This window comes from Ferrimonas pelagia (assembly GCF_039543565.1).
In the GTDB taxonomy this organism is placed as follows: domain Bacteria; phylum Pseudomonadota; class Gammaproteobacteria; order Enterobacterales; family Shewanellaceae; genus Ferrimonas; species Ferrimonas pelagia.
Genome location: NZ_BAABJZ010000004.1, coordinates 12,158 through 35,893, shown reverse-complemented (window position 1 = coordinate 35,893; position 23,736 = coordinate 12,158). Strand labels below are relative to the sequence as shown.

Annotated in this window: 22 protein-coding genes and 8 tRNA genes; 17 read left to right on the top strand and 13 right to left on the bottom strand. The window is 56.0% G+C overall.

Features of this window, described 5'->3' with window-relative positions:
* Positions 1-42: 42 nt before the first annotated feature.
* On the top strand, positions 43-264 hold the full coding sequence (locus ABEA08_RS01465) for a DUF3820 family protein (RefSeq protein ID WP_345332531.1): 222 nt from the start codon (positions 43-45) through the stop codon (positions 262-264).
* Here the strand turns inward: ABEA08_RS01465 and ABEA08_RS01460 are convergent.
* From ABEA08_RS01460 to ABEA08_RS01420, 9 genes are all read right to left on the bottom strand, one after another.
* The gene (locus tag ABEA08_RS01460) at positions 252-953 is read right to left on the bottom strand and encodes an SDR family oxidoreductase (protein ID WP_345332528.1); all 702 of its coding nucleotides are present in this window, start codon (positions 951-953) and stop codon (positions 252-254) included. The two genes, ABEA08_RS01465 and ABEA08_RS01460, sit on opposite strands and share 13 nt — an antisense overlap.
* Before the next feature lie 192 nt (positions 954-1,145).
* Positions 1,146-1,230, bottom strand: a tRNA-Tyr gene (locus ABEA08_RS01455).
* A 49-nt stretch (positions 1,231-1,279) separates the two neighbouring features.
* A tRNA-Tyr gene (locus ABEA08_RS01450) sits at positions 1,280-1,364 on the bottom strand.
* A gap of 88 nt (positions 1,365-1,452) precedes the next feature.
* Positions 1,453-1,537, bottom strand: a tRNA-Tyr gene (locus tag ABEA08_RS01445).
* 87 nt (positions 1,538-1,624) lie between these two features.
* Positions 1,625-1,709: transfer RNA gene (locus ABEA08_RS01440), tRNA-Tyr, on the bottom strand.
* A gap of 87 nt (positions 1,710-1,796) precedes the next feature.
* Positions 1,797-1,881 (bottom strand) — tRNA-Tyr (locus ABEA08_RS01435).
* Between the two features lie 88 nt (positions 1,882-1,969).
* Positions 1,970-2,054 (bottom strand) — tRNA-Tyr (locus ABEA08_RS01430).
* 87 nt (positions 2,055-2,141) lie between these two features.
* Positions 2,142-2,226, bottom strand: a tRNA-Tyr gene (locus ABEA08_RS01425).
* A gap of 48 nt (positions 2,227-2,274) precedes the next feature.
* Positions 2,275-2,359 (bottom strand) — tRNA-Tyr (locus tag ABEA08_RS01420).
* A 125-nt stretch (positions 2,360-2,484) separates the two neighbouring features.
* On the opposite strand from ABEA08_RS01420, the gene ABEA08_RS01415 reads away from it, so the two are divergent.
* The 3 genes from ABEA08_RS01415 to ABEA08_RS01405 all read left to right on the top strand — a co-directional run bounded on the left by ABEA08_RS01415 (position 2,485) and on the right by ABEA08_RS01405 (position 5,656).
* Positions 2,485-2,982: a VC2046/SO_2500 family protein gene (locus ABEA08_RS01415; protein ID WP_345332526.1), complete on the top strand. Its 498-nt coding sequence runs from the start codon at positions 2,485-2,487 to the stop codon at positions 2,980-2,982.
* A gap of 129 nt (positions 2,983-3,111) precedes the next feature.
* Complete coding sequence (locus ABEA08_RS01410; protein ID WP_345332523.1) at positions 3,112-3,393, top strand: DUF406 family protein; 282 nt, start codon at positions 3,112-3,114, stop codon at positions 3,391-3,393.
* 88 nt (positions 3,394-3,481) lie between these two features.
* Positions 3,482-5,656 (top strand): putative bifunctional diguanylate cyclase/phosphodiesterase, encoded by a 2,175-nt coding sequence (locus ABEA08_RS01405; protein WP_345332520.1) that lies wholly within the window; start codon positions 3,482-3,484, stop codon positions 5,654-5,656.
* Here ABEA08_RS01405 and ABEA08_RS01400 read toward each other — a convergent pair.
* On the bottom strand, positions 5,637-6,098 hold the full coding sequence (locus ABEA08_RS01400) for a YchJ family protein (RefSeq protein ID WP_345332517.1): 462 nt from the start codon (positions 6,096-6,098) through the stop codon (positions 5,637-5,639). The two genes, ABEA08_RS01405 and ABEA08_RS01400, sit on opposite strands and share 20 nt — an antisense overlap.
* A gap of 5 nt (positions 6,099-6,103) precedes the next feature.
* Positions 6,104-6,661: a YybH family protein gene (locus tag ABEA08_RS01395; RefSeq protein WP_345332515.1), complete on the bottom strand. Its 558-nt coding sequence runs from the start codon at positions 6,659-6,661 to the stop codon at positions 6,104-6,106.
* 199 nt (positions 6,662-6,860) lie between these two features.
* Between ABEA08_RS01395 and smrA the strand changes: the two genes are divergently transcribed.
* On the top strand, positions 6,861-7,439 hold the full coding sequence (gene smrA / locus ABEA08_RS01390) for a DNA endonuclease SmrA (protein ID WP_345332513.1): 579 nt from the start codon (positions 6,861-6,863) through the stop codon (positions 7,437-7,439).
* A gap of 112 nt (positions 7,440-7,551) precedes the next feature.
* Here smrA and ABEA08_RS01385 read toward each other — a convergent pair whose 3' ends face one another.
* Both ABEA08_RS01385 and rimO read right to left on the bottom strand, forming a co-directional pair.
* Positions 7,552-9,150 carry an AbgT family transporter gene (locus tag ABEA08_RS01385; protein WP_345332511.1) on the bottom strand — a complete coding sequence of 533 codons (1,599 nt, stop codon included), beginning with the start codon at positions 9,148-9,150 and terminating at the stop codon, positions 7,552-7,554.
* Between the two features lie 221 nt (positions 9,151-9,371).
* A complete protein-coding gene (gene rimO, locus ABEA08_RS01380) occupies positions 9,372-10,796 on the bottom strand; it encodes a 30S ribosomal protein S12 methylthiotransferase RimO (RefSeq protein ID WP_345332508.1) in 1,425 nt (474 codons plus the stop codon).
* Between the two features lie 477 nt (positions 10,797-11,273).
* On the opposite strand from rimO, the gene psrA reads away from it, so the two are divergent.
* The 12 genes from psrA (at position 11,274) to ABEA08_RS01320 (ending at position 23,735) form a co-directional block, all read left to right on the top strand.
* Positions 11,274-11,927 (top strand): TetR family transcriptional repressor PsrA, encoded by a 654-nt coding sequence (gene psrA, locus ABEA08_RS01375; protein WP_345332506.1) that lies wholly within the window; start codon positions 11,274-11,276, stop codon positions 11,925-11,927.
* Positions 11,928-11,936: 9 nt separating this feature from the next.
* Positions 11,937-14,210, top strand: coding sequence for an acyl-CoA dehydrogenase (locus ABEA08_RS01370; RefSeq protein ID WP_345332503.1), 2,274 nt, complete (start codon positions 11,937-11,939; stop codon positions 14,208-14,210).
* Between the two features lie 253 nt (positions 14,211-14,463).
* Entirely contained in the window at positions 14,464-15,489 is a 1,026-nt protein-coding gene (locus ABEA08_RS01365; RefSeq protein WP_345332501.1) for a flagellin N-terminal helical domain-containing protein, read from the top strand.
* 195 nt (positions 15,490-15,684) lie between these two features.
* A complete protein-coding gene (locus tag ABEA08_RS01360; RefSeq protein WP_345332498.1) occupies positions 15,685-16,698 on the top strand; it encodes a flagellin N-terminal helical domain-containing protein in 1,014 nt (337 codons plus the stop codon).
* Positions 16,699-16,902: 204 nt separating this feature from the next.
* Positions 16,903-17,904, top strand: a complete 1,002-nt coding sequence (locus ABEA08_RS01355) for a flagellin N-terminal helical domain-containing protein (protein WP_345332495.1) — start codon at positions 16,903-16,905, stop codon at positions 17,902-17,904.
* Between the two features lie 206 nt (positions 17,905-18,110).
* On the top strand, positions 18,111-19,172 hold the full coding sequence (locus ABEA08_RS01350; RefSeq protein WP_345332492.1) for a flagellin N-terminal helical domain-containing protein: 1,062 nt from the start codon (positions 18,111-18,113) through the stop codon (positions 19,170-19,172).
* Positions 19,173-19,455: 283 nt separating this feature from the next.
* The gene (gene fliD / locus ABEA08_RS01345) at positions 19,456-20,781 is read left to right on the top strand and encodes a flagellar filament capping protein FliD (protein WP_345332490.1); all 1,326 of its coding nucleotides are present in this window, start codon (positions 19,456-19,458) and stop codon (positions 20,779-20,781) included.
* A gap of 35 nt (positions 20,782-20,816) precedes the next feature.
* Positions 20,817-21,197 carry a flagellar export chaperone FliS gene (fliS, locus tag ABEA08_RS01340; RefSeq protein WP_345332488.1) on the top strand — a complete coding sequence of 127 codons (381 nt, stop codon included), beginning with the start codon at positions 20,817-20,819 and terminating at the stop codon, positions 21,195-21,197.
* Positions 21,166-21,483, top strand: coding sequence for a hypothetical protein (locus ABEA08_RS01335; RefSeq protein ID WP_345332486.1), 318 nt, complete (start codon positions 21,166-21,168; stop codon positions 21,481-21,483). The genes fliS and ABEA08_RS01335 overlap by 32 nt, the downstream gene beginning before the upstream one ends.
* Before the next feature lie 2 nt (positions 21,484-21,485).
* Complete coding sequence (locus ABEA08_RS01330) at positions 21,486-22,529, top strand: flagellar hook-length control protein FliK (protein ID WP_345332484.1); 1,044 nt, start codon at positions 21,486-21,488, stop codon at positions 22,527-22,529.
* 32 nt (positions 22,530-22,561) lie between these two features.
* Positions 22,562-22,999, top strand: a complete 438-nt coding sequence (locus tag ABEA08_RS01325; RefSeq protein ID WP_345332482.1) for a flagellar basal body-associated FliL family protein — start codon at positions 22,562-22,564, stop codon at positions 22,997-22,999.
* Positions 23,000-23,009: 10 nt separating this feature from the next.
* Positions 23,010-23,735 (top strand): RNA polymerase sigma factor FliA, encoded by a 726-nt coding sequence (locus ABEA08_RS01320; RefSeq protein ID WP_345332480.1) that lies wholly within the window; start codon positions 23,010-23,012, stop codon positions 23,733-23,735.
* Position 23,736 lies beyond the last annotated feature (1 nt).

The window sequence follows — 23,736 nt, the reverse complement described above, 5'->3', positions numbered from 1 at the left end:
CGTATAATGCGAGTCATATTCCAAGCGCAGAATGGTAACCCAATGGAGCCTAAGCTGTTAAGCGAACTGGCGAACGAAACCATGCCCTTTGGCAAGTATGCGGGCCAACCTCTCATTCGACTGCCGATCGCCTATCTGGTGTGGATGCAGAACAAGGGGTGGCCGGCACCGCCCCTCGGGCCCAAACTGGCGTTGATCCTTGAGATCAAACACAACGGCCTAAGCTATTTGCTCAAACCGCTCAAGCAGGATCACTCTTCGTAGCGCATCCTTTGACCGATCCCCCCATCGACCGTCCAGTTCTGGGCGGTCACAAAGCCACTTTGTTGGCTCAGCAGAAAGGCAGCTAAATGAGCAACATCTTCTGGACGGCCAACGCGGCCACAGGGGTGTTGATCGTGATCGGCGTCCGACAGTGAAGGATCGTCGCTGATCCAGCCAGGGCTGATGCAATTGACTCGGAGCTTGGGACCCAGGCTGATCGCCAAGGCATGGGTCAAGGCAACGAGCCCACCTTTAGAGGCTGCGTACGCTTCGCAATTGGGCTCGGACTGATGTGCCCGGGTTGAAGCGATATTGACGATGCCACTTCCCTCGGCTAGAGCGGGGATCAGGTGCTTGCTCATCAACATAGGGCCGGTGAGATTGACGTCCAATACCTTTTGCCAGTGCTCAAGCGGCAGCTCGGACAGTGACGGTTGATACGGATAGGCAATGGCGGCGTTGTTGATCAGCCCGCAGAGCGCGCCGGGTTTGATGCCCTGAGCCCACGACTGGATCTCAGATTCGCGGCTGACGTCCAGCTGGACCTGCTCAACGGCAAGATCGGGAAATAGATCTGATCTTGGGGGATGAAGATCGATGGCGATGATGGGGGCGGTGGGCGCGAGGGTACGTACCAAGGCTTGGCCGATTAATCCCTGGCAGCCGGTAATGACGATGGATGGCGTCATGGAGGATCCTGTTGTTGAACGGTTTCTTTCAGTGTAGTGATTTTTCCTGACGCGAGATGGGGAAGTGCGTTGGGTGTTCGAACCGGCGGTTGGCAGCGCTCGTAGCTGCAATAAGGATCTGTGGAGAGGAGCGCAACGCGCAAGCGTTGTTGAAACGCAAAACGCCACCCTGAAGGGTGGCGTTAGCAAAGATGGTGGAGGGAGAAGGATTCGAACCTTCGAAGGCAGAGCCGACAGATTTACAGTCTGTTCCCTTTGGCCACTCGGGAACCCCTCCAGGAGTCTTTAGATTATAGCCGCCGGAAAACCAGCGTCATTGTCAAAAATGGTGGAGGGAGAAGGATTCGAACCTTCGAAGGCGGAGCCGTCAGATTTACAGTCTGATCCCTTTGGCCACTCGGGAACCCCTCCACGGGGTGTTGCTATATCGGTGCACCAAAAGCCAAAGGACGGTGTACCAAATTGTGTTTCGATGACGCGTGAGCATCAGCGAGAAAAATGGTGGAGGGAGAAGGATTCGAACCTTCGAAGGCGGAGCCGTCAGATTTACAGTCTGATCCCTTTGGCCACTCGGGAACCCCTCCACGGGGTGTTGCTATATTGGTGCACCAAAGCCAAAGGACGGTGCGCCAAATTGTGTTTCGATGACGCGTGAGCATCAGCGAGAAAGATGGTGGAGGGAGAAGGATTCGAACCTTCGAAGGCAGAGCCGACAGATTTACAGTCTGTTCCCTTTGGCCACTCGGGAACCCCTCCACGGGGTGTTGCTATATTGGTGCACCAAAGCCAAAGGACGGTGCGCCAAATTGTGTTTCGATGACGCGTGAGCATCAGCGAGAAAGATGGTGGAGGGAGAAGGATTCGAACCTTCGAAGGCAGAGCCGACAGATTTACAGTCTGTTCCCTTTGGCCACTCGGGAACCCCTCCACGGGGTGTTGCTATATCGGTGCACCAAAAGCCAAAGGACGGTGTACCAAATTGTGTTTCGATGACGCGTGAGCATCAGCGAGAAAAATGGTGGAGGGAGAAGGATTCGAACCTTCGAAGGCGGAGCCGTCAGATTTACAGTCTGATCCCTTTGGCCACTCGGGAACCCCTCCACGGGGTGTTGCTATATTGGTGCACCAAAGCCAAAGGACGGTGCGCCAAATTGTGTTTCGATGACGCATGAGCATCAGCGAGAAAGATGGTGGAGGGAGAAGGATTCGAACCTTCGAAGGCAGAGCCGACAGATTTACAGTCTGTTCCCTTTGGCCACTCGGGAACCCCTCCACGGGGTGTTGCTAAATTGTGTGCACAGGGCTCAGGTGAATGAGCAGATGGTGGAGGGAGAAGGATTCGAACCTTCGAAGGCAGAGCCGACAGATTTACAGTCTGTTCCCTTTGGCCACTCGGGAACCCCTCCTCAAGTGCGGGGCGTATATTATCAGCCGAAACGGATCTGTAAAGCCTTCAAGGACAAATTATTTCTAAAGTTTTGAGGGCTTAAGGCGATAAACCTTATGAACCGATGATTTTTGGATATTTTCTATGCGTCCTGACGCCATTTTAATCAACGAATTGCAACTGGGCAGTTCCCTAAGCCAAGCGGTCCATGAGAACCGCCGCGGGGATTTTGGCCTGTTGCTGTCGATGATGGTTCAGGATGTACGTTTTCAGAGCCAATTTCAGCTGGATCGCACCGAGCAAAGCGAGCCCCGTTCGATGCGTCAGCGATTTGAATTGGCTGAGCCGTTACCTGCGCAGCAAGAGTATAAGGATGCGAGCCACTCCATCGAGGTGGCTGACGCCTTTCAACAAGGGGGGTTGACCCAGTCGCGCTTGCAAGACTGCTTGCGACCCGCGGCATTGGATGTTCGGGGTGAATATCCCTACGGTCTGCAGCAAGCACTCAATAACGCCGAGCCCTGGGCCGGCAAGCAGGAAGCCATTAAAGAGCAGATGAAAACGCTGCCGCCACAGATGGACTTGGCTGATCTCATTGCCCAGCAACGTTTGCAAAGCCAATACTTGCATTCCACCGCATAATAGAGCGACTCGATTGCCGCAAGCGAATGTCTCGCGGACGGTGACCTTGTGGCTGTGACCCTGCTCCCAGTTATTGCTGGGGCAGTGCCTATAATCACACGACAAACCTAAGTGTGAATTGAGGTCAACGTGGAAAATAAAACACTGGATACGGTTCAGGATTGCTGTGGCTCGTTTATGGAGATCGGTACGGTGATCGCCGAAGAGGACAATGTACTTGTCTTGCCGATCGCGTCGACGGACCAAGTCAGTGCCCAAGCGCAGTTCGATGCCATCGCCGCAAACGCGAAGCAGCGGTTCAGTGATGTGCAGATCGCCTCGGAATGGGAGCAGGATGCTCAGCGCCTGACAGGCCGCTTGAGCTTCTCATGTGCGGCTGAACGATTGATCTTCGAGATGGCGCTAGGCTAACCGTATCATCAAACTACAAGCTGTTGAATAAGCAAGGTTTACGCGCTAGTGTAAACCTTGTTTTTTACTTGAGCTGGATGAAGCCGGGATGGAGCAGGGACGCACCAACGCTTTAATCAAACTGGAACGTAGCCTTAATAGCGGCCACACCTCCTTTGCGGCGATGGCCCAAATTGCGGCGGAGTTGATGTGTGGGGAGCTGGCCGTAGGAACCAGTTCGGTCTGGCTGTTTGATGACACATTGCAGACATTAATGCCGGTGTGTCGTTACCAGCGTCAAGGCGCGCCGATCGAGGATCGTCCACTGCGCTCCTCTGAGTTTCCTTCCTATTTCGACTTTCTTCACACGCATGCCATTCTCAAGGCCGACTCGGCTCGTCTCCATCCGGCGACGGCGGCGCTCAATCCTGGCTACCTCATCCCCCATGGGATCCACAGTATGCTGGATGTGGGGTTATACCTGAATGGCAAAATGGTGGGGATCCTCTGCGTCGAGTCGTTATCCCCTCGGCGTTGGCAGGACGCCGAAGTTCAGTGGCTGTCCCAGGTGGGCCATCAGTTAACCTTGGCGCTGGGACGTGAGCGCGGCTCGGAACAACGCAACTGGCTCGATCTGTTTAAGTTTGCCATTGACCAATCGACGCGGCGGATCATTATCGCTGAGATCAACAGTCTCAAGGTGGTTTACGCCAATGAGGCCTACCTGGCTTTTGTGGGCCAAGCTCGAGAGCAGGTGGTCGATCAGCCGGTGCGTGAGTTGGGGGTGTTTCAGCAGCATCCGCAGCGGGCTGAGCAACTGCTGCAAGCTGCGATCGCCCAAGGCGAGCAATCGGGTGAGATCAGCATGCAGCGCCATGACGGTACTGAGCACTGGTTTCGCTTCCAGCTCAGCACCATAGTGACGGATCAGCAGGAACGCTTTGTGCTGCTGGCGTCCGAGGAGCTCACCGGTAGCCATAAGCACCGGCATGAGCTTGAGCGGTTAGCGTGGCGCTGCCAGTTGACCGGGCTGTATAACCGTTACTGCCTCCAGCGTGACCTAAAAGAGCGAGCGGCCGAGGCCATGCTGCTGTTCGATCTCAACGGGTTTAAGTCGGTCAACGATGGCTATGGCGATCCGATCGGCGACAAGGTGCTGATCGAGTTCGCGCGGCGCTTGAGTTATGGCAGTACCCGGCTGGGTGAGCATCGACTCTATCGGATCGGCGCGGATGAGTTTGTGGTCGCGTTCAGCCAGGCGCCAACCCTACCGCTCGAGGCATTGGCGGAGACAATGAGGAAACGACTGGAGGGGCCATTCAGTATTGAGCAACGGCGGGTCAATATTGGCGTGTCCGTGGCAGGTTGGCAGGCGTCGCAGCCACTGGATGAGATCAGCCCTTTGGTGGCGCTGGATCTGGCGATGGCAGAGGCCAAAAAGCGGCGCTGCTGTTGGGTGTTTGATCTGCCGTTGCTGACCGAGTATCGCGGCCGGACTCAGATAGAGTCCGATCTTGATGAGGCCCTGTCGCGGCGTCAGTTTCAGTTGATGTATCAGCCTGTGATGGATATGAAAACGGATCGGATCATGGGTACCGAAGCCTTGTTACGCTGGCAGCACCCCCAGCTTGGCCTGATGTACCCGGGGCGCTTTATCGAGTTGGCGGAGCAAACGGGCCATATCCAGGGGATCGGCCGTTGGGTGCTGGAGTCGGCCCTGTATCAGCTTCACCTGTGGCAACGGCGCTGGCCGCGGTTTCAGATGCACGTCAATGTGTCAGTGAAACAGCTGCTGTCGGAGGATCTGTTTGAGATCTGCTGGTCACAGTTGAACCGTTATCGGATCCGGCCGGGCACCTTGGTGCTCGAGATCACCGAAACCAGCTTGATGGAAGATCTCGAGCGGGTGAATCAGTTGTGTGATCAACTTGGGGAGTTGGGACTGGTATTGGCCATCGATGACTTTGGTACCGGCTACAGCTCAATGAGTTATCTGAAGCAGTTGCCGGTCGACAAGCTGAAGATCGATCGCACCTTTGTGGCCGATCTCGAAGGGTCCAGCGAAAGCCGGCAGATCGTGCCGGCGATAATCGCCATGGGGAAAGCGCTGGGGTTGTCGATCACGGCCGAGGGGGTCGAAAACGAGTTTCAGGCGACGTTCTTGCGACGCCACCTCTGCGATCAGGCCCAAGGTTTCCTCTATAGCAAAGCGGTATTGCCTCAGATCATCGAAGGCTTGCTGGCGCAGCAATCGCCGGAGCCCGTTAGCCGCAGCATCGCTTAAATTTTTTTCCCGAGCCACAAGGGCAGGGATCATTGCGGCCGGCTTTGAGCGCTGCGGGCCCAAATTCGCCATCACAGTAAAACCATTGTTGGTTCTCCCGCAGGAAGCGTGAACGCTCATGCAGCACGCCTAAGCCTTCGGGTTGCTGATACCAGGCCTTAAACTCCACCGTTCCTTCATTGCCCTGCACCGGCGGCGCCATCACGATCTCGAGATGATCCCAGCTTGTTGTTTCACAGGCTTCGGCCAAGGCATCGAGGGTTAATCCGTCACGGTAGTCCGGGTGGTGGGTGTCGAGCAGATAGTGGGTTTGGTGCTGCACGTAGGCGCAATAACGCGAGCGCATCAACTGCTCTGGGCTGGTTGCGCTCTGCTTTCCTTGGTGAAGGGGTTGGCAACACTGTGGGTAGGTTTGGCTACTACCGCAAGGGCATAAGATCATGGTTGTTAAGGTTGATTGGGTGTTGCCGCCATTATCGTGAACGGCGCTGCGAAGTACAGCCCTTCTTGCGCAACGGCCTGATGGAACAGCTCCGCTTTGACCCGACTGGCTGAATCAATGCTGATCTGCCAGCTTGCGTCTTGGTCATGCTGAAAATTCATGATGAACTTTCCCGCAAACTCGGTCGCGGCTTGATGGTGCTCGTTGTCCGGGCTGTAGCGGATCAGATAGAACCCGGCGTCGGTCACCCGTTGTTGCTGCGTCTGCCGACTGATCACCCGAAATCGGATGTCGATGGCGCCTTCTCGCGCCTTGATCCGATCGAACCAGCGTTGATAGGCTATCTCGATCTCATCTTTACCGGTAAAAAAACCATCCTTTTCGGACACCCCCATCATGCAGGCGTCATCGCGGTATTGGGTCATCAATGGGCTGGCATCCAGCGTTTGGTAGGCGGTGACGAAGCGGTCGTAGATCTGATTGATCTGCTGATCCAACTCGGCGGCGAGGGCGTGTTGGCCCATAAGCAGGGCGACGATAAGTAAGCCGCTTCGCAGTAGCAAGATCTCAGCCTCAATGATGGCAAGTTGTTAACAATCATGACGTACCTCACTCAGTTGTAAAGCGGCAAAGCTTTACAAAGTGTGATTGCGCCCGCGGCTGGCAACAGGGGGGCGCGCCAATGTGATGCGGTGCTGGATCGGGGGGCTGGCAGTGAGGGTATAATTGCCTTAGAACAACGATAGGCTTAAGGGGATCTCAATGGATCAGCATGAACACTCACAGTTTCTTGAAGCCATGTCGGATGTGGTACCCATGAGCACAGGCGACAAGGTGGTGGATAGGGCAGCGACCAGTGTGACCGAAGCCCAGTTGGCGCGCCGGCGCGCGGCGATGGCGGAGTCGGCCGAAGCCAGCGATGAGCTGTCGCTAGAAGCGGTTGAGCCGATCGATCCGGAAGACGTGATCGGCTGGACCCGCGGCGGCATGCAGCACGGGGTGTATAAAAATCTCCGACTCGGTAAGTATGAGATCGATGCTCGGCTCGATCTGCATGGCCACACGGTTGAACAGGCGCGGCGTGCCTTGCTGCAGTTTGTCGCCGATTGTCAACGCAATGACATCCGCTGTGCTTTGGTACTGCATGGCAAAGGACTTAACTCAAAGCCGTTTCGCGGCGTACTTAAGAGCTACTTGGCCAAATGGCTGCCCAATGTCCCTGAGGTGTTGGCCTACCACAGTGCCCTGCGGCAGCACGGAGGGACCGGCGCGGTGTATGTCTTGATGCGCAAGAGCGCGAGGCAGAAGCAGGAGAATCGGGAGCGGCACCAAAAGGGCTGAGTGTCGCCAGTCGCTCTGCCGCTCCCTTTGGCAAGCCTTCTGTGCCGCACGGGACACCAGACAGCAAAAAGCCCGCGACCAGTCGCGGGCTTTTTGATAAACGCCGTGGCGATTACAAGGTGTAATAGGTCGGTGAGCCTGGGCCAACCGGCAAGCCCAAGACGAAGACGTAGATCACGAACAGCAACGTCCAGCCGACGAACAGCACCAAGGAGTATGGCAGCATGGTCGCGACCAGTGTGCCGATCCCCAAGTTCTTCTTGTAGCGGGTGGCCACGGCCAGGATCAGGCCAAAGTAGCTCATCATCGGGGTGATGATATTGGTGACCGAGTCACCGATCCGGTACGCCGCCTGAATGGTCTCTGGCGCGTAGCCGACCAGCATCAGCATCGGCACGAAGATCGGCGCCGTGACCGCCCATTGAGCCGACGCGGAGCCCACCATCAGGTTGATAAAGGCGCACACCATGATAAAGCAGATGAACAGCAGTGGGCCGTCCAGACCGATGCTGTTGAGGAAGCTGGCGCCGCCCACAGCGGTGATCGCCCCCAGATTGGTCCAGCTAAAGTAAGCCACGAACTGAGACGCAAAGAACACCAGTACGATGTACATGCCCATGGTCGACATGGAATGGCTCATCGCGTCGATCACATCACGATCGTTCTTGATGGTGCCCACGATGCGGCCGTAGATCATGCCGGGAATGGCGAAGAAGAAGAAGATGAACACCACGATCCCGCGCAGGAACGGCGAGCCAGCCACAAGACCGGTTTCTGGGTGACGCAGCGGGCCCCACTCCGGCACCACGGACAGCGCCAGCAGAACGGACAGACCCAGAATGGTCAGACCGGCGGCTTTCAGGCCACGCTTCTCTGACTCGCTCAGTGCCGCCATCTCGTCATGCTCGACGTCTTCGGCGGCTTCGGACACATCGTATTTGCCCAAGCGCGGCTCGACGATCTTTTCGGTGACGAACATCGCCAGACCGGAGACCACAAAGGTGGAGACGATCATGAAGAACCAGTTGGCTTCAGGGCCAACGGTATAGGTTGGATCGATGATGTGGGCCGCGGTTTCGGTGATCCCAGACAGTAGCGGGTCGACGGTACCCAGCAGCAGGTTGGCTGAATAGCCGCCGGACACACCGGCAAAGGCGGCCGCCAGGCCAGCCAAAGGGTGGCGTCCCAGCGAGTGGAACATCATCGCGGCCAGCGGCACCAGCACCACATAGCCGAGCTCGGATGCGGTGTTGGAGATGATCCCGGCGAAGACGACAATAAAGGTTACCAGGCGTGGTGAAGCGCCCATCACTAGGCCGCGCAGCGCCGCAGAGATCAAGCCTGCACGTTCGGCAACGCCAACACCCAGCAGGGCCACCAGCACGGTACCCAGCGGAGCAAAGCCGGTGAAGTTGGTGACCATATTCGAGACGATCATGCGCAGGCCCTCGGCACTGAGCAAGCTAAATACGGTGATCTGCTCTGTCGGTAGCTGCGTTACGGGGTCCAGCGAACGCGGATCGCCCACGGACAGACCAAAGAAACTCGCGATCCCGGAGAGCAGGATCACGCCAGCGCAGAAGATGGCAAACAGGGTGATGGGGTGAGGCAGCAGGTTACCGAGCCGCTCTACCACATCCAGGAAACGTCGAAACGCGCCACTTTGTTCTACACCGGCTTCAGCACCGGTATCAATCGACTTTGAACTCATGCGTAACTTCCATAATGAAAAATTGTGCTGATCTGGTTTTATTTATTGGTGTCAGCTTTGCGACCGAGGATTGTAGAAGTACGTCGGCATCAAAAACAAGTGAAAACTGGCGGATGTAGCCCGCACGTTGCACGCTACTGGTGGGTAATGTTGGCGAATGGCAGCGAACGGGTTTCAATGGCGCTAAAAAAGGCCGCAAACGCGGCCTTTTTCGTGGGGGATCACGCGTCGTCTTCGACCAAAGTGCCAAATAGATCGTGATCGTCAGAGAATTCGATGCTGACCCAGACCATGTCGCCAGGGTTGAGATCGTACTCGCCGCCGATCACCACCTTGCCGTCGATCTCCGGCGCATCGGCATAGCTGCGGCCAATGGCGCCGTCTTCACCGATCTCATCGACCATCACCAACATCTCCTGACCGACGCGATCCGCCAACTTATCTCGGCTGATCCGCGCCTGTACGGCCATAAAGCGTTGGTAACGCTCTTCCTTTACCTCTTCGGAGATCTGATCTTCAATCTCGTTGGCCTTAGCGCCTTCCACCGGGCTGTACTTAAAGCAGCCGACGCGATCGAGCTGGGCCTCTTCTAGCCAGTCCAGCAGCAGTTGGAAGTCTTCTTCAGTTTCACCGGGGAAACCGACGATGAAGGTGGAGCGGATCACCAGATCCGGACACTGCGCTCGCCAAGCTTTGATCTGTTCCAGCGTGCGCTCGGCATTGCCGGGGCGCTTCATCAGCTTCAATACGCTTGGGCTGGCGTGCTGGAATGGGATATCCAAGTAGGGCAGGATCTTGCCTTCGGCCATCAAGGGCATCAGATCGGCCACATGCGGGTAAGGGTAGACGTAGTGCAGTCGCACCCAAATGCCAAACTCGGCCAGTTTCTGACACAGCTCCAGCATGGCGGTTTTGACCGGCATGCCGTTCCAAAAGCCGGTACGGTGCTTGGTATCGACACCATAGGCGCCTGTGTCCTGGCTGATCACCAGCAGCTCTTTGACGCCGGCGTCTTTGAGGCGCTTGGCTTCATCCAGCACGTTGCCGATCGGACGGCTGTCCAGATCGCCGCGCATGGATGGGATGATGCAGAAGGTGCACTTGTGGTTACAGCCTTCACTGATCTTCAAATAGGCGTAGTGACGCGGGGTCAGCTTGACACCGTGATCCGGAATGAGGGAGGTCATGGGATCGTGCTCAGGCTTAGGTAAGTGCGCATGCACTTGCTCCAGTACCATCTCATAGGCGTGCGGGCCAGTGACGCCCAGCACTTTAGGGTGGATCTGGGTGATCTCATCCTCTTTCGCCCCTAAACAGCCGGTTACCAGTACCTTACCGTTCTCCTTGAGGGCCTCGCCAATGGTGTCCAGCGATTCCTGTACGGCGGAGTCGATGAAGCCACAGGTGTTGACGATCACCAGATCGGCGCCTTCATAGGTATTGACGATGTCGTAGCCTTCGATCCGAAGCTGGGTCAGGATCCGCTCGGAATCCACCAGGTTTTTGGGACAGCCTAAGCTCACAAAGCCAATGCGGGAGCCGCTGCCTTGGCCCAGGGCCGGAGCGACTTTGGTGGCGTGCGTGGTGTTGGGCTGGACGGCAACCTGCGGGGTGTCGTCTTGGGGATCAAAGGTATGAACGGTCATAGGCGTCGTCGTGTTCCCGTGTCTCGGAATAAAAAAGTTGGCGGATTATACCGGAAGGACGCGTGAGTTACATCTGCTGACGGTTAATTGTTGAGCGGTTCGTGCCCAGATCGAGTTAAGTGACTGAAAGCTGATCTTGCCCTGTGAGGGGAGGGAAGCGTTTGCCCCATGGCGGCCCCGTCTCAGTCGCAAGTTTTTGCGAGCAACGGGGCCGAGGACAACGAAGAAAAAAAGACCCGACGGCAAATGACAGATTGGATCCCACCGGGTCCAGGGAGAGGGTGTTACAACAAGTATGACCAAAAATTAACCAGCCGGTTCCTTAATTCAGTAAAAAAGACAATGCTTTTTGTGTTGCAGGTGTGAGATAGGCTGTGGAAGGGCGTTGATTCTCACAGGGGCAGATCTTTGACAAAGCCATGACCCCCGCTTATTTTAAACGAACGTTTTAAATAATAAGCTTGGGATAGCGCTGTTATGGCTCATAGACTTAGCACCAAAGAACGGATCTTAAACGCAGCGGAGCGGCTGTTTGCCGAGCGTGGATTCTCCGAGACTTCGCTGCGGCTCATTACCAGTAAGGCCGAGGTGAATTTGGCCTCAGTCAATTATCACTTCGGCTCTAAGAAGGAGTTGATCCAGGCGGTGTTGGCGCGCTATCTGGATATTGCCATGCCGGCGATGGCGCGGGCGTTGGAAGCGCAAGAGGCGGAGCACGCGCTGACGTTAGAGGAGGTCTTTGAGGCGATCGTAGAACCGATGATGTCGGTCAATGAAGTGCGTCCCAATGGCACCGCTATCTTCCTGCAATTGCTCGGACGGGGCTATATTGAAAATCAGGGCCACTTGCGCTGGTTTGTGACCACGAATCACGGCGCGGTGCTGGATAAGATCGTGCAAGTGGTGCATCAAGCGGCACCGCATGTCCCCGCCGTGGAAGTGTTCTGGCGGATGCACTTCAGTCTTGGGACGCTGGTGTTTACCATGAGCTCCTACGACGCTCTGGTTGATATCGCCCGTGCTGACTTCATTGAAAGCAATGACGTAGAATCGGTATTACGACGTATCATTCCCTACGTGGCAGCGGGCGTTTCGGCCCCGTTGCCACAATTTATTCATGGATCGAAATAAGGAACGCTCATGACCTTGATGTTTCTGTTGATCATCGCTGTGGTGGTGATCTTTGCGGTAAAGGACATACGACGCCAGTTGATCACCCGGCCGGCGTTTGAGTTTATGAAACGGGTATTGCCGCCCCTGTCGCAGACCGAGCGCGAAGCGATGGAGGCAGGCAACGTTTGGTGGGACGGCGAGCTGTTTCGCGGCTCTCCGGATTGGAATCAATTGCACAGCTACCCGGCCAATCGTCTGACCGACGAGGAGAAGGCGTTCTTGGATGGGCCGGTGGAAACCCTGCTGGCGATGATCGACGATCACGCCATCGTCGACAGCAAGGATCTGCCCGAGGCGATCTGGCAGCACCTGCGCAGCGAGAAATACTTTGCGCTGATCATCCCCAAGCAGTACGGCGGCCTGGAATTCTCCGCCTACGCCAACTCCACCATCGTCTCGCGGATCGCCACCCGCTCCATCAGCGTCGCGGTCACCGTGATGGTGCCGAACTCGCTCGGCCCCGGTGAGTTGCTGTCCCATTACGGCACCCAAGCGCAAAAAGAGCGTTGGTTACCGGCGCTGGCGGATGGGACTGAGATCCCCTGTTTCGCCTTAACCGGTCCGACCGCCGGCTCGGATGCGGGCGCTATCCCCGACGAGGGCATTGTCTGTCGTCAGGAGTTTGAGGGCGAACAGGTGCTGGGCGTGCGCCTAACCTGGGATAAGCGTTACATCACCCTGGCGCCGGTCGCCACCGTGTTAGGCTTGGCGTTTAAAATGCGCGATCCTGATAGCCTGCTGGGTAACGAAGCCGAGATCGGGATCACCTGCGCCTTGATCCCCACCTCCCATCCAGGGGTCGAAGCCGGCAATCGCCATAACCCACTGGGCATGGCCTTTATGAATGGCACCACCCGGGGCCAGGACGTGTTTATTCCGCTGGATTGGATCATCGGTGGCGTCGACTATGCGGGCAAGGGTTGGCCCATGCTGGTGGAATGCCTGTCGGCCGGCCGTGGGATCTCACTGCCCGCGCTGGCCACCGCCACCGGGCACCTGGCCACCCGCAGCACCAGCGCTTATTGCGCGGTGCGCAGCCAGTTTGGGGTCAACATCGGCGAATTCGAAGGGGTACAGGAAGCGCTGGGTCGCATTGCCGGCAATACCTATATATTGGAAGCCGCGCGTAAGCTGACCCTAACCGCCATCGACAGCAATCAAAAGCCGTCGGTGGTGACTGCCATCGCCAAGTACCACATGACCGAGTTGGGCCGTTCGGTGATCAACGACGCCATGGATATCCAGGCGGGCAAGGGCATTCAATTGGGGCCCAATAACTACCTGGCCCACGCCTATATCGCCAGCCCGGTCTCCATTACCGTGGAAGGGGCCAATATCCTCACCCGTAATCTGATGATCTTCGGTCAGGGCGCGACCCGATGTCACCCCTACGTGCTGGCGGAGATGGAAGCGGTGGCCGATCCCGATGCCGAGGCTGGGCTCAATCGCTTCGACAGCTTGCTGATGTCGCATCTGGTGTTCTCCGGCCGCAACGCCTTGGTGTCACTGGGGCACGGTTTAACCGGCGCGCGCTTTGCTGACAAGCCGGTGGCCGGGCCAACCGCCCAGTATTATCAGCAGTTGAGTCGCCTGTCTGCCAACCTCGCCATTGTCACCGATCTGGCCATGCTGACGCTGGGGGGCGATCTCAAGCGACGTGAGATGATCTCCGCGCGCTTAGGCGACGTGCTCAGCCAGCTCTATCTGGGCTCGGCGGTACTGCGTAACTATGAGATGGACGGGCGGCAGCAGTCGGATTTGCCCTTGGTGGAGTACGCCATGGCGCAATGTCTGTATGAAGCGGCCCAAGCGCTGTCTGAGACGCTGCGCAACTTCCCCAACCGACCGGTGGCCTGGTTAAGTCGAATACTGACCCAACCCTTGGGCAACCATTTCCACCGTCCGAGCGACGCACAGGCTAAGGCCGTGGTGAAGGCGGTGAGCCAGCCTGGCTGCACGCGCGAGCGGGTCAGCCACCTGTGTCATCTGCAAGAGAGTGACGCCGGCGCCGTGGCCTTGGTGGAGCGCGCCTTCCTGGCTCAGCATGCAGCCCGTGCAGTGCAAAAGACGCTCAAGCAGGCCCAGCGCAGCGGCAAACTGCCGCGCGGGTTGGCTCACGACGCCTTGCTGGCCGCAGCACTGGAGCAGGACCTCATTACCGAGGCACAAGTCGAATTGATGAACACCGCGGCCACCCTGTGCCGTCAGGCCATCGACGTGGATGAGTTTGCTGACTTGTAGCGAAGCGGCAAAAGACACACCCAAAGCGCAAGCCGCGGCCCCCGTGCCGCGGCTTTTTTGTGCTGCCCGTCGGCTCTAACCTGAGTGTTGGGTCAGGCTGCGGCGGCAGAGTCGATAATTAATGTTATGAGTTCGATAGAAAATCGCCACAATTGAAAAAGTAAAAAATAGGTTCGGGTTTAAAGGATCTCAGCGTGGCGTCGTTTTAGGTAAGTGAAAGCAATTACATGAACCCTAAACTTGGAGTCTGCTCATGCTGTCGATTCAAACGAACTACAACTCTCTGGTAGCGCAGAACGCGCTGACCAAATCCAACTCTGCCATGGGCACCGCGATGGAGCGTCTGTCCACCGGTCTGCGCATTAACTCCGCCTCTGACGACGCAGCTGGCCTGCAGATCGCCAACCGTCTGGAAGCGCAAACCCGCGGCATGAACGTAGCGATGCGTAACTCGCAGGACGCCATCGGCATGATGCAGACCGCCGAAGGCGCGATGGACGAGCTGACTAACATCGCCTACCGCATGAAAGACCTGTCTACTCAAGCGGCTAACGGCACCAATGGCGCGTCCGACCGTGAAGCGATGGATGCCGAGTACCAAGAGCTGCAAAAAGAAGCCACACGTATCCTGACTGAAACCTCCTACGGTTCCGGTGATGCGCTGTTGGTGGACGGTAAGTTTGATGGCAGCGTTACTTTCCAGATTGGTGCTTCATCTTCTGAGACCTTGACCGTCAACATCGGTGATGAACTAACCGCGATTGCTGGCGGGTTCACCGGACTAGGCGACCTTCAAGAAAAGGATGCAACAGAATTAGGCCTCGCAGGTATTACAGTCACTGGTACACCTGATACTGAAGACTGGACAGCGGTATATGACGATGGGGGTGTAAACAGAACCTACACGTCAGAAGGCTGGTTAACCGATGCAGAAATGACAGCGTCTGGTGCGACTGCAGCTCAAATGAGCGAAACCGATGCGTTGTCCATCGCGAATACGAAGGCAATATCAAATGAGATGGATAAAATGGATGGCATCCTTGCAGATGTTGGCTCAGGTCGCTCTTCCCTGGGTGCCAACATCAACCGTTTGGAGCACACCATCTCCAACCTGAGCAACATTTCGGAGAACACCGAAGCGGCTAAGGGTCGTATCATGGATACCGATTTCGCCATCGAAACCGCCAACATGACCAAGAACCAGCTGCTGGTTCAAGCTGGTACCAACATCCTGGCCCAGTCCAACCAGATGGGCGGCATGGTAATGGGTCTGCTGTAAGTCAGACTGACGTTTAAGTGACAGATCATTCTAAGGGGCCTTGCGGCTCCTTTTTTGTCTTCCCTGCTTTAATAGCTCAACACTTCGCCAATCAACTGACGCTTATAGAAAATTGGCGGTTAAGAATTAATTTTCGTTGGATACGGTCGTCCTGTCTCTGGGTATTAATAACTAATCCATTGGAGACACGCCGTTATGATGTCAATTCAAACCAACTACAACTCTCTGGTGGCGCAGAACGCGCTGACCAAATCCAACTCTGCCATGGGCACTGCGATGGAGCGTTTGTCCACCGGCCTGCGCATCAACTCCGCCTCTGACGACGCGGCTGGCCTGCAGATCGCCAACCGTCTGGAAGCGCAAACCCGCGGCATGAACGTGGCGATGCGTAACTCGCAGGACGCCATCGGCATGATGCAAACCGCCGAAGGCGCGATGGATGAGCTGACCAACATTGCCTACCGCATGAAAGATCTGTCCACCCAAGCGGCTAACGGCACCAATGGTGATTCTGATCGCGAAGCGATGGACGCAGAATTTCAGCAGTTGAAAGAAGAAGCCAATCGTATTTTGACCGATACCTCATACGGTAGCGGTGATGCACTGTTGGTGGACGGAAAGTTTGCCGGCGATATCACCTTTCAGATCGGTGCCTCTTCCTCTGAGACCTTAACGGTCAACATCGGTGATGAGTTGACGGCGATCGCAAGTGGGTTTACTGGTCTGGGTGGACTTGAAGAACAGAGTGAAGCGGAACTTGAAGCCGGTGCCTTTACCTTTGGCGGGACTGCTGGTGAGGATGATCGCGAATTGACTTATACCGATGCGCAAGGCGTTGATTGGACATACACCACCGACGGCTGGAGTGATGAAGAGGGGGCTGATGCGGCAGTTTTGACCGACAAGGATGCTTTGTCCATTGCAAACACGAAAGCATTGGGCGCAGAAATGGATAAAATGGATTCCATTCTGGGCGACATCGGCTCTGGCCGCTCTTCACTGGGTGCCAACATCAACCGTTTGGAGCACACCATCTCCAACCTGAGCAACATCAGTGAGAACACCGAAGCGGCCAAGGGTCGTATTATGGACACGGATTTCGCTATCGAAACCGCCAACATGACCAAGAACCAGTTGCTGGTTCAAGCCGGTACCAACATCCTGGCCCAGTCCAACCAGATGGGCGGCATGGTAATGGGTCTGCTGTAAGCACCCGCGGATCGACAATGACACTCCGTGATATTTGATATAGGCGCCGCAAGGCGCCTTTTTTGTACTCGCAGATTAGAAAGATCAGCTCTTCGCTATTTGAGTGACGGCCAATAAAAATTGCCGGTTTGAGATTAAATTTGTTGAGCGGGCGGTCGTTTTACTTCATTGAATCAATACCTAATTCGATGGAGACACGCTGTTATGATGTCAATTCAGACTAACTACAATTCACTGGTGGCGCAGAATGCGCTGACCAAATCCAACTCTGCCATGGGCACCGCGATGGAGCGTCTGTCCACCGGTCTGCGCATCAACTCGGCCTCTGACGACGCGGCGGGCCTGCAGATCGCCAATCGTCTGGAAGCGCAAACCCGCGGCATGAACGTGGCGATGCGTAACTCCCAGGACGCCATCGGCATGATGCAGACCGCCGAAGGCGCGATGGACGAGCTGACTAACATCGCGTACCGCATGAAAGACCTGTCCACTCAAGCGGCCAACGGCACCAATGGCGATAGCGATCGCGCGGCGATGGACGCCGAGTTCCAGGAGCTAAAAAGCGAAGCGGAGCGCATTTTGACCCAAACCTCTTACGGCTCCGGTGATGCGCTGTTGGTGGGGGGGAAATTTGACGGTGAAGTGACCTTCCAGATCGGTGCCTCTTCTTCTGAAACCCTGACTGTGGATGTCAGCAGTGCACTGAATGCCATCAATGACGGCTTTAATGGTCTTGGGGCTATTGGTGCGACTATGGTCGATGACGGTGACGATACCGGCACCTTTATGATCCAAAACGGCGCTGGCGAGTTTTGGTCTACCGATATAGACGGCGATGGCACTGAAGGCTGGACTTCTGATACCAATAACGCTGCCATTGTAAAAGGCCAATCGGAAGCTGATGCTCAAGCTATTATTGACGCTCAAACCGATGCATCTGTGTCAATGGACGCAATGGACGGCATTTTGGGCGATATTGGCTCTGGCCGTTCTTCGCTGGGTGCCAACATCAACCGTTTGGAGCACACCATCTCCAACCTGAGCAACATCAGTGAGAACACCGAAGCGGCCAAGGGCCGTATCATGGACACGGATTTCGCCATCGAAACCGCCAACATGACCAAGAACCAACTGCTGGTTCAAGCGGGTACCAACATCCTGGCCCAGTCCAACCAGATGGGCGGCATGGTAATGGGTCTGCTGTAAGCACCCCGGAACGGCACACTGCAATGTGCTGTATTTGAGAGAAGGAGCCGAGAGGCTCCTTTTTGCGTTTCTATTGAGCGAATTGTCTAGCGGGCTGGCTGTTCAATGGCGAGTAATAAAATAGTGGCTTCCTTTTAATTTTTTGCCGACGATTGGTCGTTATGGAGTAGGGAACCTAACGAAACCTTTAATGGAGTCATGCCGTTATGATGTCAATCCAAACCAACTACAACTCTCTGGTGGCGCAGAACGCGCTGACCAAATCCAACTCTGCCATGGGCACCGCGATGGAGCGTCTGTCTACCGGTCTGCGCATTAACTCCGCCTCTGACGACGCCGCTGGCCTGCAGATCGCCAACCGTCTGGAAGCGCAAACCCGCGGCATGAACGTGGCGATGCGTAACTCACAGGACGCCATCGGCATGATGCAGACCGCCGAAGGCGCGATGGACGAGCTGACCAACATCGCCTACCGCATGAAAGACCTGTCCACTCAAGCGGCTAACGGTACCAATGGCGCGGACGATCGCGCGGCGATGGACGCCGAGTTCCAGGAGCTGGGTAAAGAAGCTGCGCGCATTCTGAACGACACTTCTTATGGCTCTGGTGATGCACTGTTGGTCAACGGTAAATTCGACGGCGATGTAACCTTCCAGATCGGTGCGTCTTCCTCTGAAACGCTGACCGTCAACATTGGTGATGAACTCAATAATATTGCTGATGGTTTTAGCGAATTGGGTGGTATCGGCTACAAGTCAGAAGATGGCTTTAGCCTTACTTATAAGGATGCCAATGACAATTTTGCGACTATTGCGATTGCTGAGAGTACGCCTGGAGAATTTGTTGTTACACGCGATACTGTTGATGCAGCGGGAGGCACTGTAGGGGCTCAAGAGTTTCTGCAACTTGGTGGTGGTTGGGGAGCGACCGCTCCGGTTACACCATTGACACAAGCGGAAATGGAAGACGGTATGGATGCGGAAATGAGTGCGATAACCCGTTTACAGATGGACTCCATGGACTCCATCCTCGGTGATATCGGTTCAGGCCGCTCTTCACTGGGTGCCAACATCAACCGTTTGGAGCACACCATCTCCAACCTGAGCAACATCAGTGAGAACACCGAAGCAGCCAAGGGCCGCATCATGGACACGGATTTCGCTGTCGAAACCGCCAACATGACCAAGAACCAGTTGCTGGTTCAAGCCGGTACCAACATCCTGGCCCAGTCCAACCAGATGGGCGGTATGGTGATGGGCCTGCTGTAAGGTAACGATTTAATCGTTTTTAAAAGGGAAGCCAATCGGCTTCCCTTTTTTGTTTCTTACCTAGCATAACTTGCTGATTATAAGCTCAAGTTTGTGCTTAACTGCGCCGCTTTGATGAAGCATAGAAGCCAATTCGTTAGGCGGAATGTGGGGTTCCTTCCGATGGGTAACCCGGAAATGACGCGGCCTCTCTAACGCCCGCATTACCTTTAAGTTATTGAAAAATAATGCACATTGCGATTGGCATAAAGTTTGCATTGAATAGGTGTGCCAAGGAGATTTTATGATTAGTTCCGGTTTTGATCCCGCCCAGATGGCGTTGATGCTGATGCAGGTCGAACGCGCGCCGAAAGACCAGCTCTATGCTTTGCAGACCCAGCAGTACGAAGCGCAGAAAGCGGCTTACAGTGCGCTTGAAACAAAGCTGAAGAGCTTTAGTGACAGCATGAGCAGCATCACAGACGATGCCTTCAGTAAAAAAGGCATTGAGATCTCGGATGAGGATATGGCCAATGTGACGGCAGGGACCGACGCAGCGAATGGCGACTACGCCTTCTTCGTGAAGCAATTGGCCAGTGCACATCAGATCGCCTGGGAATTTGACGAAGACGGTGCTTTGCCTGAAGGCAGCTACGACATTCAGCTTGGGGATGGTGAGGTTTTCACCATCGATATCGGTCCAGAGACCACGCTGGAAGAGGTGCGAGATCAGATCAACAGCTCGGAAGAGCTGGGGATCCAGGCCACCTTGGTTCGCAGTGACGGCAAGGTCAACTTGGTGTTGACCTCAGAGGAAACCGGTGAAGACAATCTGATTTCCGTGAAACGGGATGGGGAGCTGATCTCCGATCCTGATGTGGCTGGTAGCACGGTCAAGGTGATGTCGGAGGCTCAAAACGCGATCTTGTTGATGGGTGAGAGTAATCCCATCGAGATCCAATCGGCTTCCAATACGATTGATAACGCCATTGATGGTTTAACGATTGAGCTGAAGAAAACCCACGAATTTAACGGTGATCAACCCGTTGGGGGACCACTTCGGATCAGCGTCGGACAAGATAAAGAGGCGGTGACGGAATCGGTTCAAAGCTTCATCGATGATTACAACAGTTTGATCGATGAGATCGCCAAGCAGACGTTCGGTAAGTCAATTGACGGCGATGAAGATGACGCCGTTGGTGTGTTGTCTGGTGATGCGGCACTGCGTGGATTGTCCCAACGTCTACGTACAGAGCTGTACAACGGCTCTTCTGATGGTTTGCACCTATCTGATCTGGGCATTGAAATTGACCGTGAAGGCAAACTCAAGCTCAACAGCTCTGACTTCCACGAAGCGTTGGATACGCACGGCAATAAGGTTCAGGAGTTTTTCTCAGAAGAGGGCGGACTGTTTGACCGTATCGATAATGCGATCGGTAACCTGACGGAGAATGACGGTTACCTCAAGAGTCGCCAAAACTCGATGGATCAGAACATTCGTCGGGTAGAGGATCGGGTCGAGCAGCATGATATGCGGATGGAGCAAACCTACCAGCGCTATCTCAGCCAATTTGTACGCGTCGAACAGCTGACCCTGCAGATGCAGCAGTCCAGCATGTTCTTCTACTAAATAATTTTTTACTTTTAACCAGTTACGAGAGATCTATGCTCACCGACAACAATCCTTTTGATTCCTATAAGCACACCAATGTCAATGCCCGCGCGGCGGCGGCCAATCAGCATGAGCTGGTGCGCATGCTGCTGGATGGCTTGCTTGAGGAGCTGGCGCGTGCTGAAGGCCACATGATGCACAAGCGGGTTGAGGAAAAAGGCAAAAGTATCGGCAAGTGCATCGACATTGTGCACGGGCTGGACAGTGCACTGGATATTGAGAATGGCGGCGAGATCGCCACTCAATTGCATCGTTTGTACGACTACTGTAGCCAGCAATTGTTTCAGGCCAGCCTGAAAAACGATGCGGCGTTGCTTGAACCGGTTGTAAAGGTGATCACTGATGTCCGAGAAGGCTGGCAAAACCTCAACTGATCGGCTTTGGCTGAAATACGCCAAGGCCATCGAGCAGGCTGTGGAAAAGCAAGATTGGGCTCGCCTAGCCAAGGTCGATCTGGCCATGCGCCAGGCGCTGGAGCAGGCGGGGCCCGCGACAACGGCTGCTGAGCAGGAGGCGCGGACGGTGCTGCAACAGCAACACCGTCGGGCGCTGGCTCAAGTGGAGCAGGCCAAAACGGAATTGAATGACAAACTGGCGAAGATACGGGAGCAGCGGGAGGGCCTTGGCGCTTACCAGCTCACCCTCGCCAGCGGAGAGTAATCATGTTGATCGCCAATTTTATCGCCCCGGCGCCCCCGCCGGGCGTGCAGGGCTCGCCTGAGCATCACCGTGATGAGGATGGCCAAGGCTTTGCCCAATTGCTGTCTGCTGCGGATGTAGATGCGGATGAGACGGGCGAAGGGCTGCTTGAGCGTGCCGCGCACGCGCTGCAGCCGACGCTGCCCGCTCAAACCATGCTGTCATTGACGCGCCGCTTAGCCCATGCGGCTGAGTCGCAAAGCGGAGGCAGCCTGGTTGATAGGGCCACTCCCTTGGCCGAGCAGGCTGAGCGTGCCGTTGAACGCGTGGCGCCGCCGGTGTCCGGCGAGTTGCGCGCCGCTGCAGGGCGGTTGTCGCTGCAAGGCGAAGCCGCCGGTGCGGCGGCGATGGCACGGGAGCCGTCGATGCTCGGGGCCGATCTGGTCCGAGCGGGCGGACAGGGCCGTGAGCTTCAGTTGGCGTCGGCGTTACCGCCGTTGCCAGCGGCTAACTCGAAACCGGGTGCCTTGCTGACGACCATTCTGCCGACGGGCGCCGACGTGAGTGAAGCGCAGATCGCGGCATTGGCCAATACGTCAAGCCAGTCTGCCGCGGGCGCGCGTCCGGTGAATCAATGGGGACCGGTGACGTTGGCTGCGGATAACCAGCAGTGGGCGCGTGAGCTGCTAAATCCATTGCAGGATCAGCTCCGTTTCCAGTCGTTTCAACAGGTTAAGACCGCTGAATTGCGCTTGGACCCGCCGGATCTTGGCAAGATCGAGCTCAATGTGCGACTGGACGGCGACCGTCTGGTGGTCCAGATGAACGCGGCGAACCCGAGCGTACGTGAGGCACTGCAGCAAAACGCTGAGCGTCTGCGCGATGATCTGGCACAGGCGCACGGCGGCAAGATCGATGTCGATGTGGGCGATACCGGCTCGCAGCAACACGCATCGTCACAATCTCAATCACAACCTCAATCACAAATCGGTGTTGCGGCGGCCATCGGGGCTGAAGCGACACAAGAGTTAGACACCACATCTTCGGGTGTGGACGCCAGGGCGTAAGTTAGGAGAACAGCATGCAAGGCAGTGGCAAAATGCGCGGAAACCTCGTCCGTAACGGCATCATTATTTCTGTGGCCTGTTTGGTCAGCTTTTGGGGCGGGATCAAATTATCGCCCGTCTTGCCTGAGGGCAGCGAGCGTGCAGCGAGCAACGCTCAATCGCGTTTCCACACGATGGATCGCTTTGTGATCAGCGTGCCGGGGGAGCAGTTCCAACACTACGTGCAGTTGGAGTTGGCCATCAAGAGCTCCACCGATGGCTTTGAGGAGTTGCTGGTCGAGGCGGAGCCCTTGGTTCAGAACTCTTTGATGCGGCTGTTCACGGGCAAGACTTACCAACAGCTGAGTCAGCTGAGTGATCTGGATAGCCTGCAAAATGAAGTCAAACTGGCGTTGACGGCGACCTTTGTCGAAAACGACTACGCGATGGATTTTGAAGATGTGCTGTTTACCCGCTTAGTGGTGCAGTAGGAGCGGGTGAATGTTGCAGTCTGAACAAGCGTATCACGCACAGGAGGGGGCAAAACCTGCCCGCCTCCATGATGAGGCCTTTTATCTCAAGCAGTATCTGCCTTTGGTAAAGCGCGCCACCAATCAGCTCCGCAGTCACTGCGGGGCGGTGATGGCCGCCGAGGATATGGAGCAGATCGGCCTGATGGCGCTGCTCGATTCGTTACGCCGTTATCCGGGAGAGCCGGATAACGGCTTTATTGCGTTCGCCAGTCTGCGGGTGCGTGGCTCTATCCTCGATGAGCTGCGCCGTCAGGATTGGCGTCCACGGCAATTGCGTCAGCAGACCCATGAGCTCAATGACATGGTGCGCAAGCTGACCCGCGAGCTGGGCCGGGTGCCGACCGATCAGGAGACCGCGCAGGCGCTGTCGCTGAGCATGGATCAATATCGCGAGCGGCTCTATGCCTCACAGGCGGAGAGCCTGCAGAGCCTGGATGATCTGCTCGGCGCGGGTCACAACATTGAGCACGATGGCAGTGAAGTCGCACGTTTTAACCAACAAAAGACGCTGGAGTCGGCTTTAGCGCGTTTGAACAAAAGAGAACGGCTCGTTCTGTCGCTTTACTATCAACACGAACTGAATCTTAAAGAGATCGCTTTGACTCTTGGTTTAACCGAATCGCGGATCTGCCAGCTGCACAAACAGGCGGTGAAGCAGCTGAGGACGGTTTATCAAGATTGGGGCATCGAGTAAA

Bases quoted from the DNA above. Each gene is read 5' to 3' on its own strand.
- ABEA08_RS01465 (WP_345332531.1), top strand. From the start codon at position 43: ATGGAGCCTAAGCTGTTAAGCGAACTGGCGAACGAAACCATGCCCTTT.
- ABEA08_RS01350 (WP_345332492.1), top strand. From the start codon at position 18,111: ATGATGTCAATCCAAACCAACTACAACTCTCTGGTGGCGCAGAACGCG.
- ABEA08_RS01400 (WP_345332517.1), bottom strand. From the start codon at position 6,098: ATGATCTTATGCCCTTGCGGTAGTAGCCAAACCTACCCACAGTGTTGC.
- ABEA08_RS01460 (WP_345332528.1), bottom strand. From the start codon at position 953: ATGACGCCATCCATCGTCATTACCGGCTGCCAGGGATTAATCGGCCAA.
- ABEA08_RS01405 (WP_345332520.1), top strand. From the start codon at position 3,482: ATGGAGCAGGGACGCACCAACGCTTTAATCAAACTGGAACGTAGCCTT.
- ABEA08_RS01415 (WP_345332526.1), top strand. From the start codon at position 2,485: ATGCGTCCTGACGCCATTTTAATCAACGAATTGCAACTGGGCAGTTCC.
- fliD (WP_345332490.1), top strand. From the start codon at position 19,456: ATGATTAGTTCCGGTTTTGATCCCGCCCAGATGGCGTTGATGCTGATG.
- fliS (WP_345332488.1), top strand. From the start codon at position 20,817: ATGCTCACCGACAACAATCCTTTTGATTCCTATAAGCACACCAATGTC.
- ABEA08_RS01360 (WP_345332498.1), top strand. From the start codon at position 15,685: ATGATGTCAATTCAAACCAACTACAACTCTCTGGTGGCGCAGAACGCG.
- ABEA08_RS01325 (WP_345332482.1), top strand. From the start codon at position 22,562: ATGCGCGGAAACCTCGTCCGTAACGGCATCATTATTTCTGTGGCCTGT.
- ABEA08_RS01320 (WP_345332480.1), top strand. From the start codon at position 23,010: ATGTTGCAGTCTGAACAAGCGTATCACGCACAGGAGGGGGCAAAACCT.
- ABEA08_RS01365 (WP_345332501.1), top strand. From the start codon at position 14,464: ATGCTGTCGATTCAAACGAACTACAACTCTCTGGTAGCGCAGAACGCG.
- smrA (WP_345332513.1), top strand. From the start codon at position 6,861: ATGGATCAGCATGAACACTCACAGTTTCTTGAAGCCATGTCGGATGTG.
- rimO (WP_345332508.1), bottom strand. From the start codon at position 10,796: ATGACCGTTCATACCTTTGATCCCCAAGACGACACCCCGCAGGTTGCC.
- ABEA08_RS01330 (WP_345332484.1), top strand. From the start codon at position 21,486: ATGTTGATCGCCAATTTTATCGCCCCGGCGCCCCCGCCGGGCGTGCAG.
- ABEA08_RS01355 (WP_345332495.1), top strand. From the start codon at position 16,903: ATGATGTCAATTCAGACTAACTACAATTCACTGGTGGCGCAGAATGCG.
- ABEA08_RS01370 (WP_345332503.1), top strand. From the start codon at position 11,937: ATGACCTTGATGTTTCTGTTGATCATCGCTGTGGTGGTGATCTTTGCG.
- psrA (WP_345332506.1), top strand. From the start codon at position 11,274: ATGGCTCATAGACTTAGCACCAAAGAACGGATCTTAAACGCAGCGGAG.
- ABEA08_RS01335 (WP_345332486.1), top strand. From the start codon at position 21,166: ATGTCCGAGAAGGCTGGCAAAACCTCAACTGATCGGCTTTGGCTGAAA.
- ABEA08_RS01385 (WP_345332511.1), bottom strand. From the start codon at position 9,150: ATGAGTTCAAAGTCGATTGATACCGGTGCTGAAGCCGGTGTAGAACAA.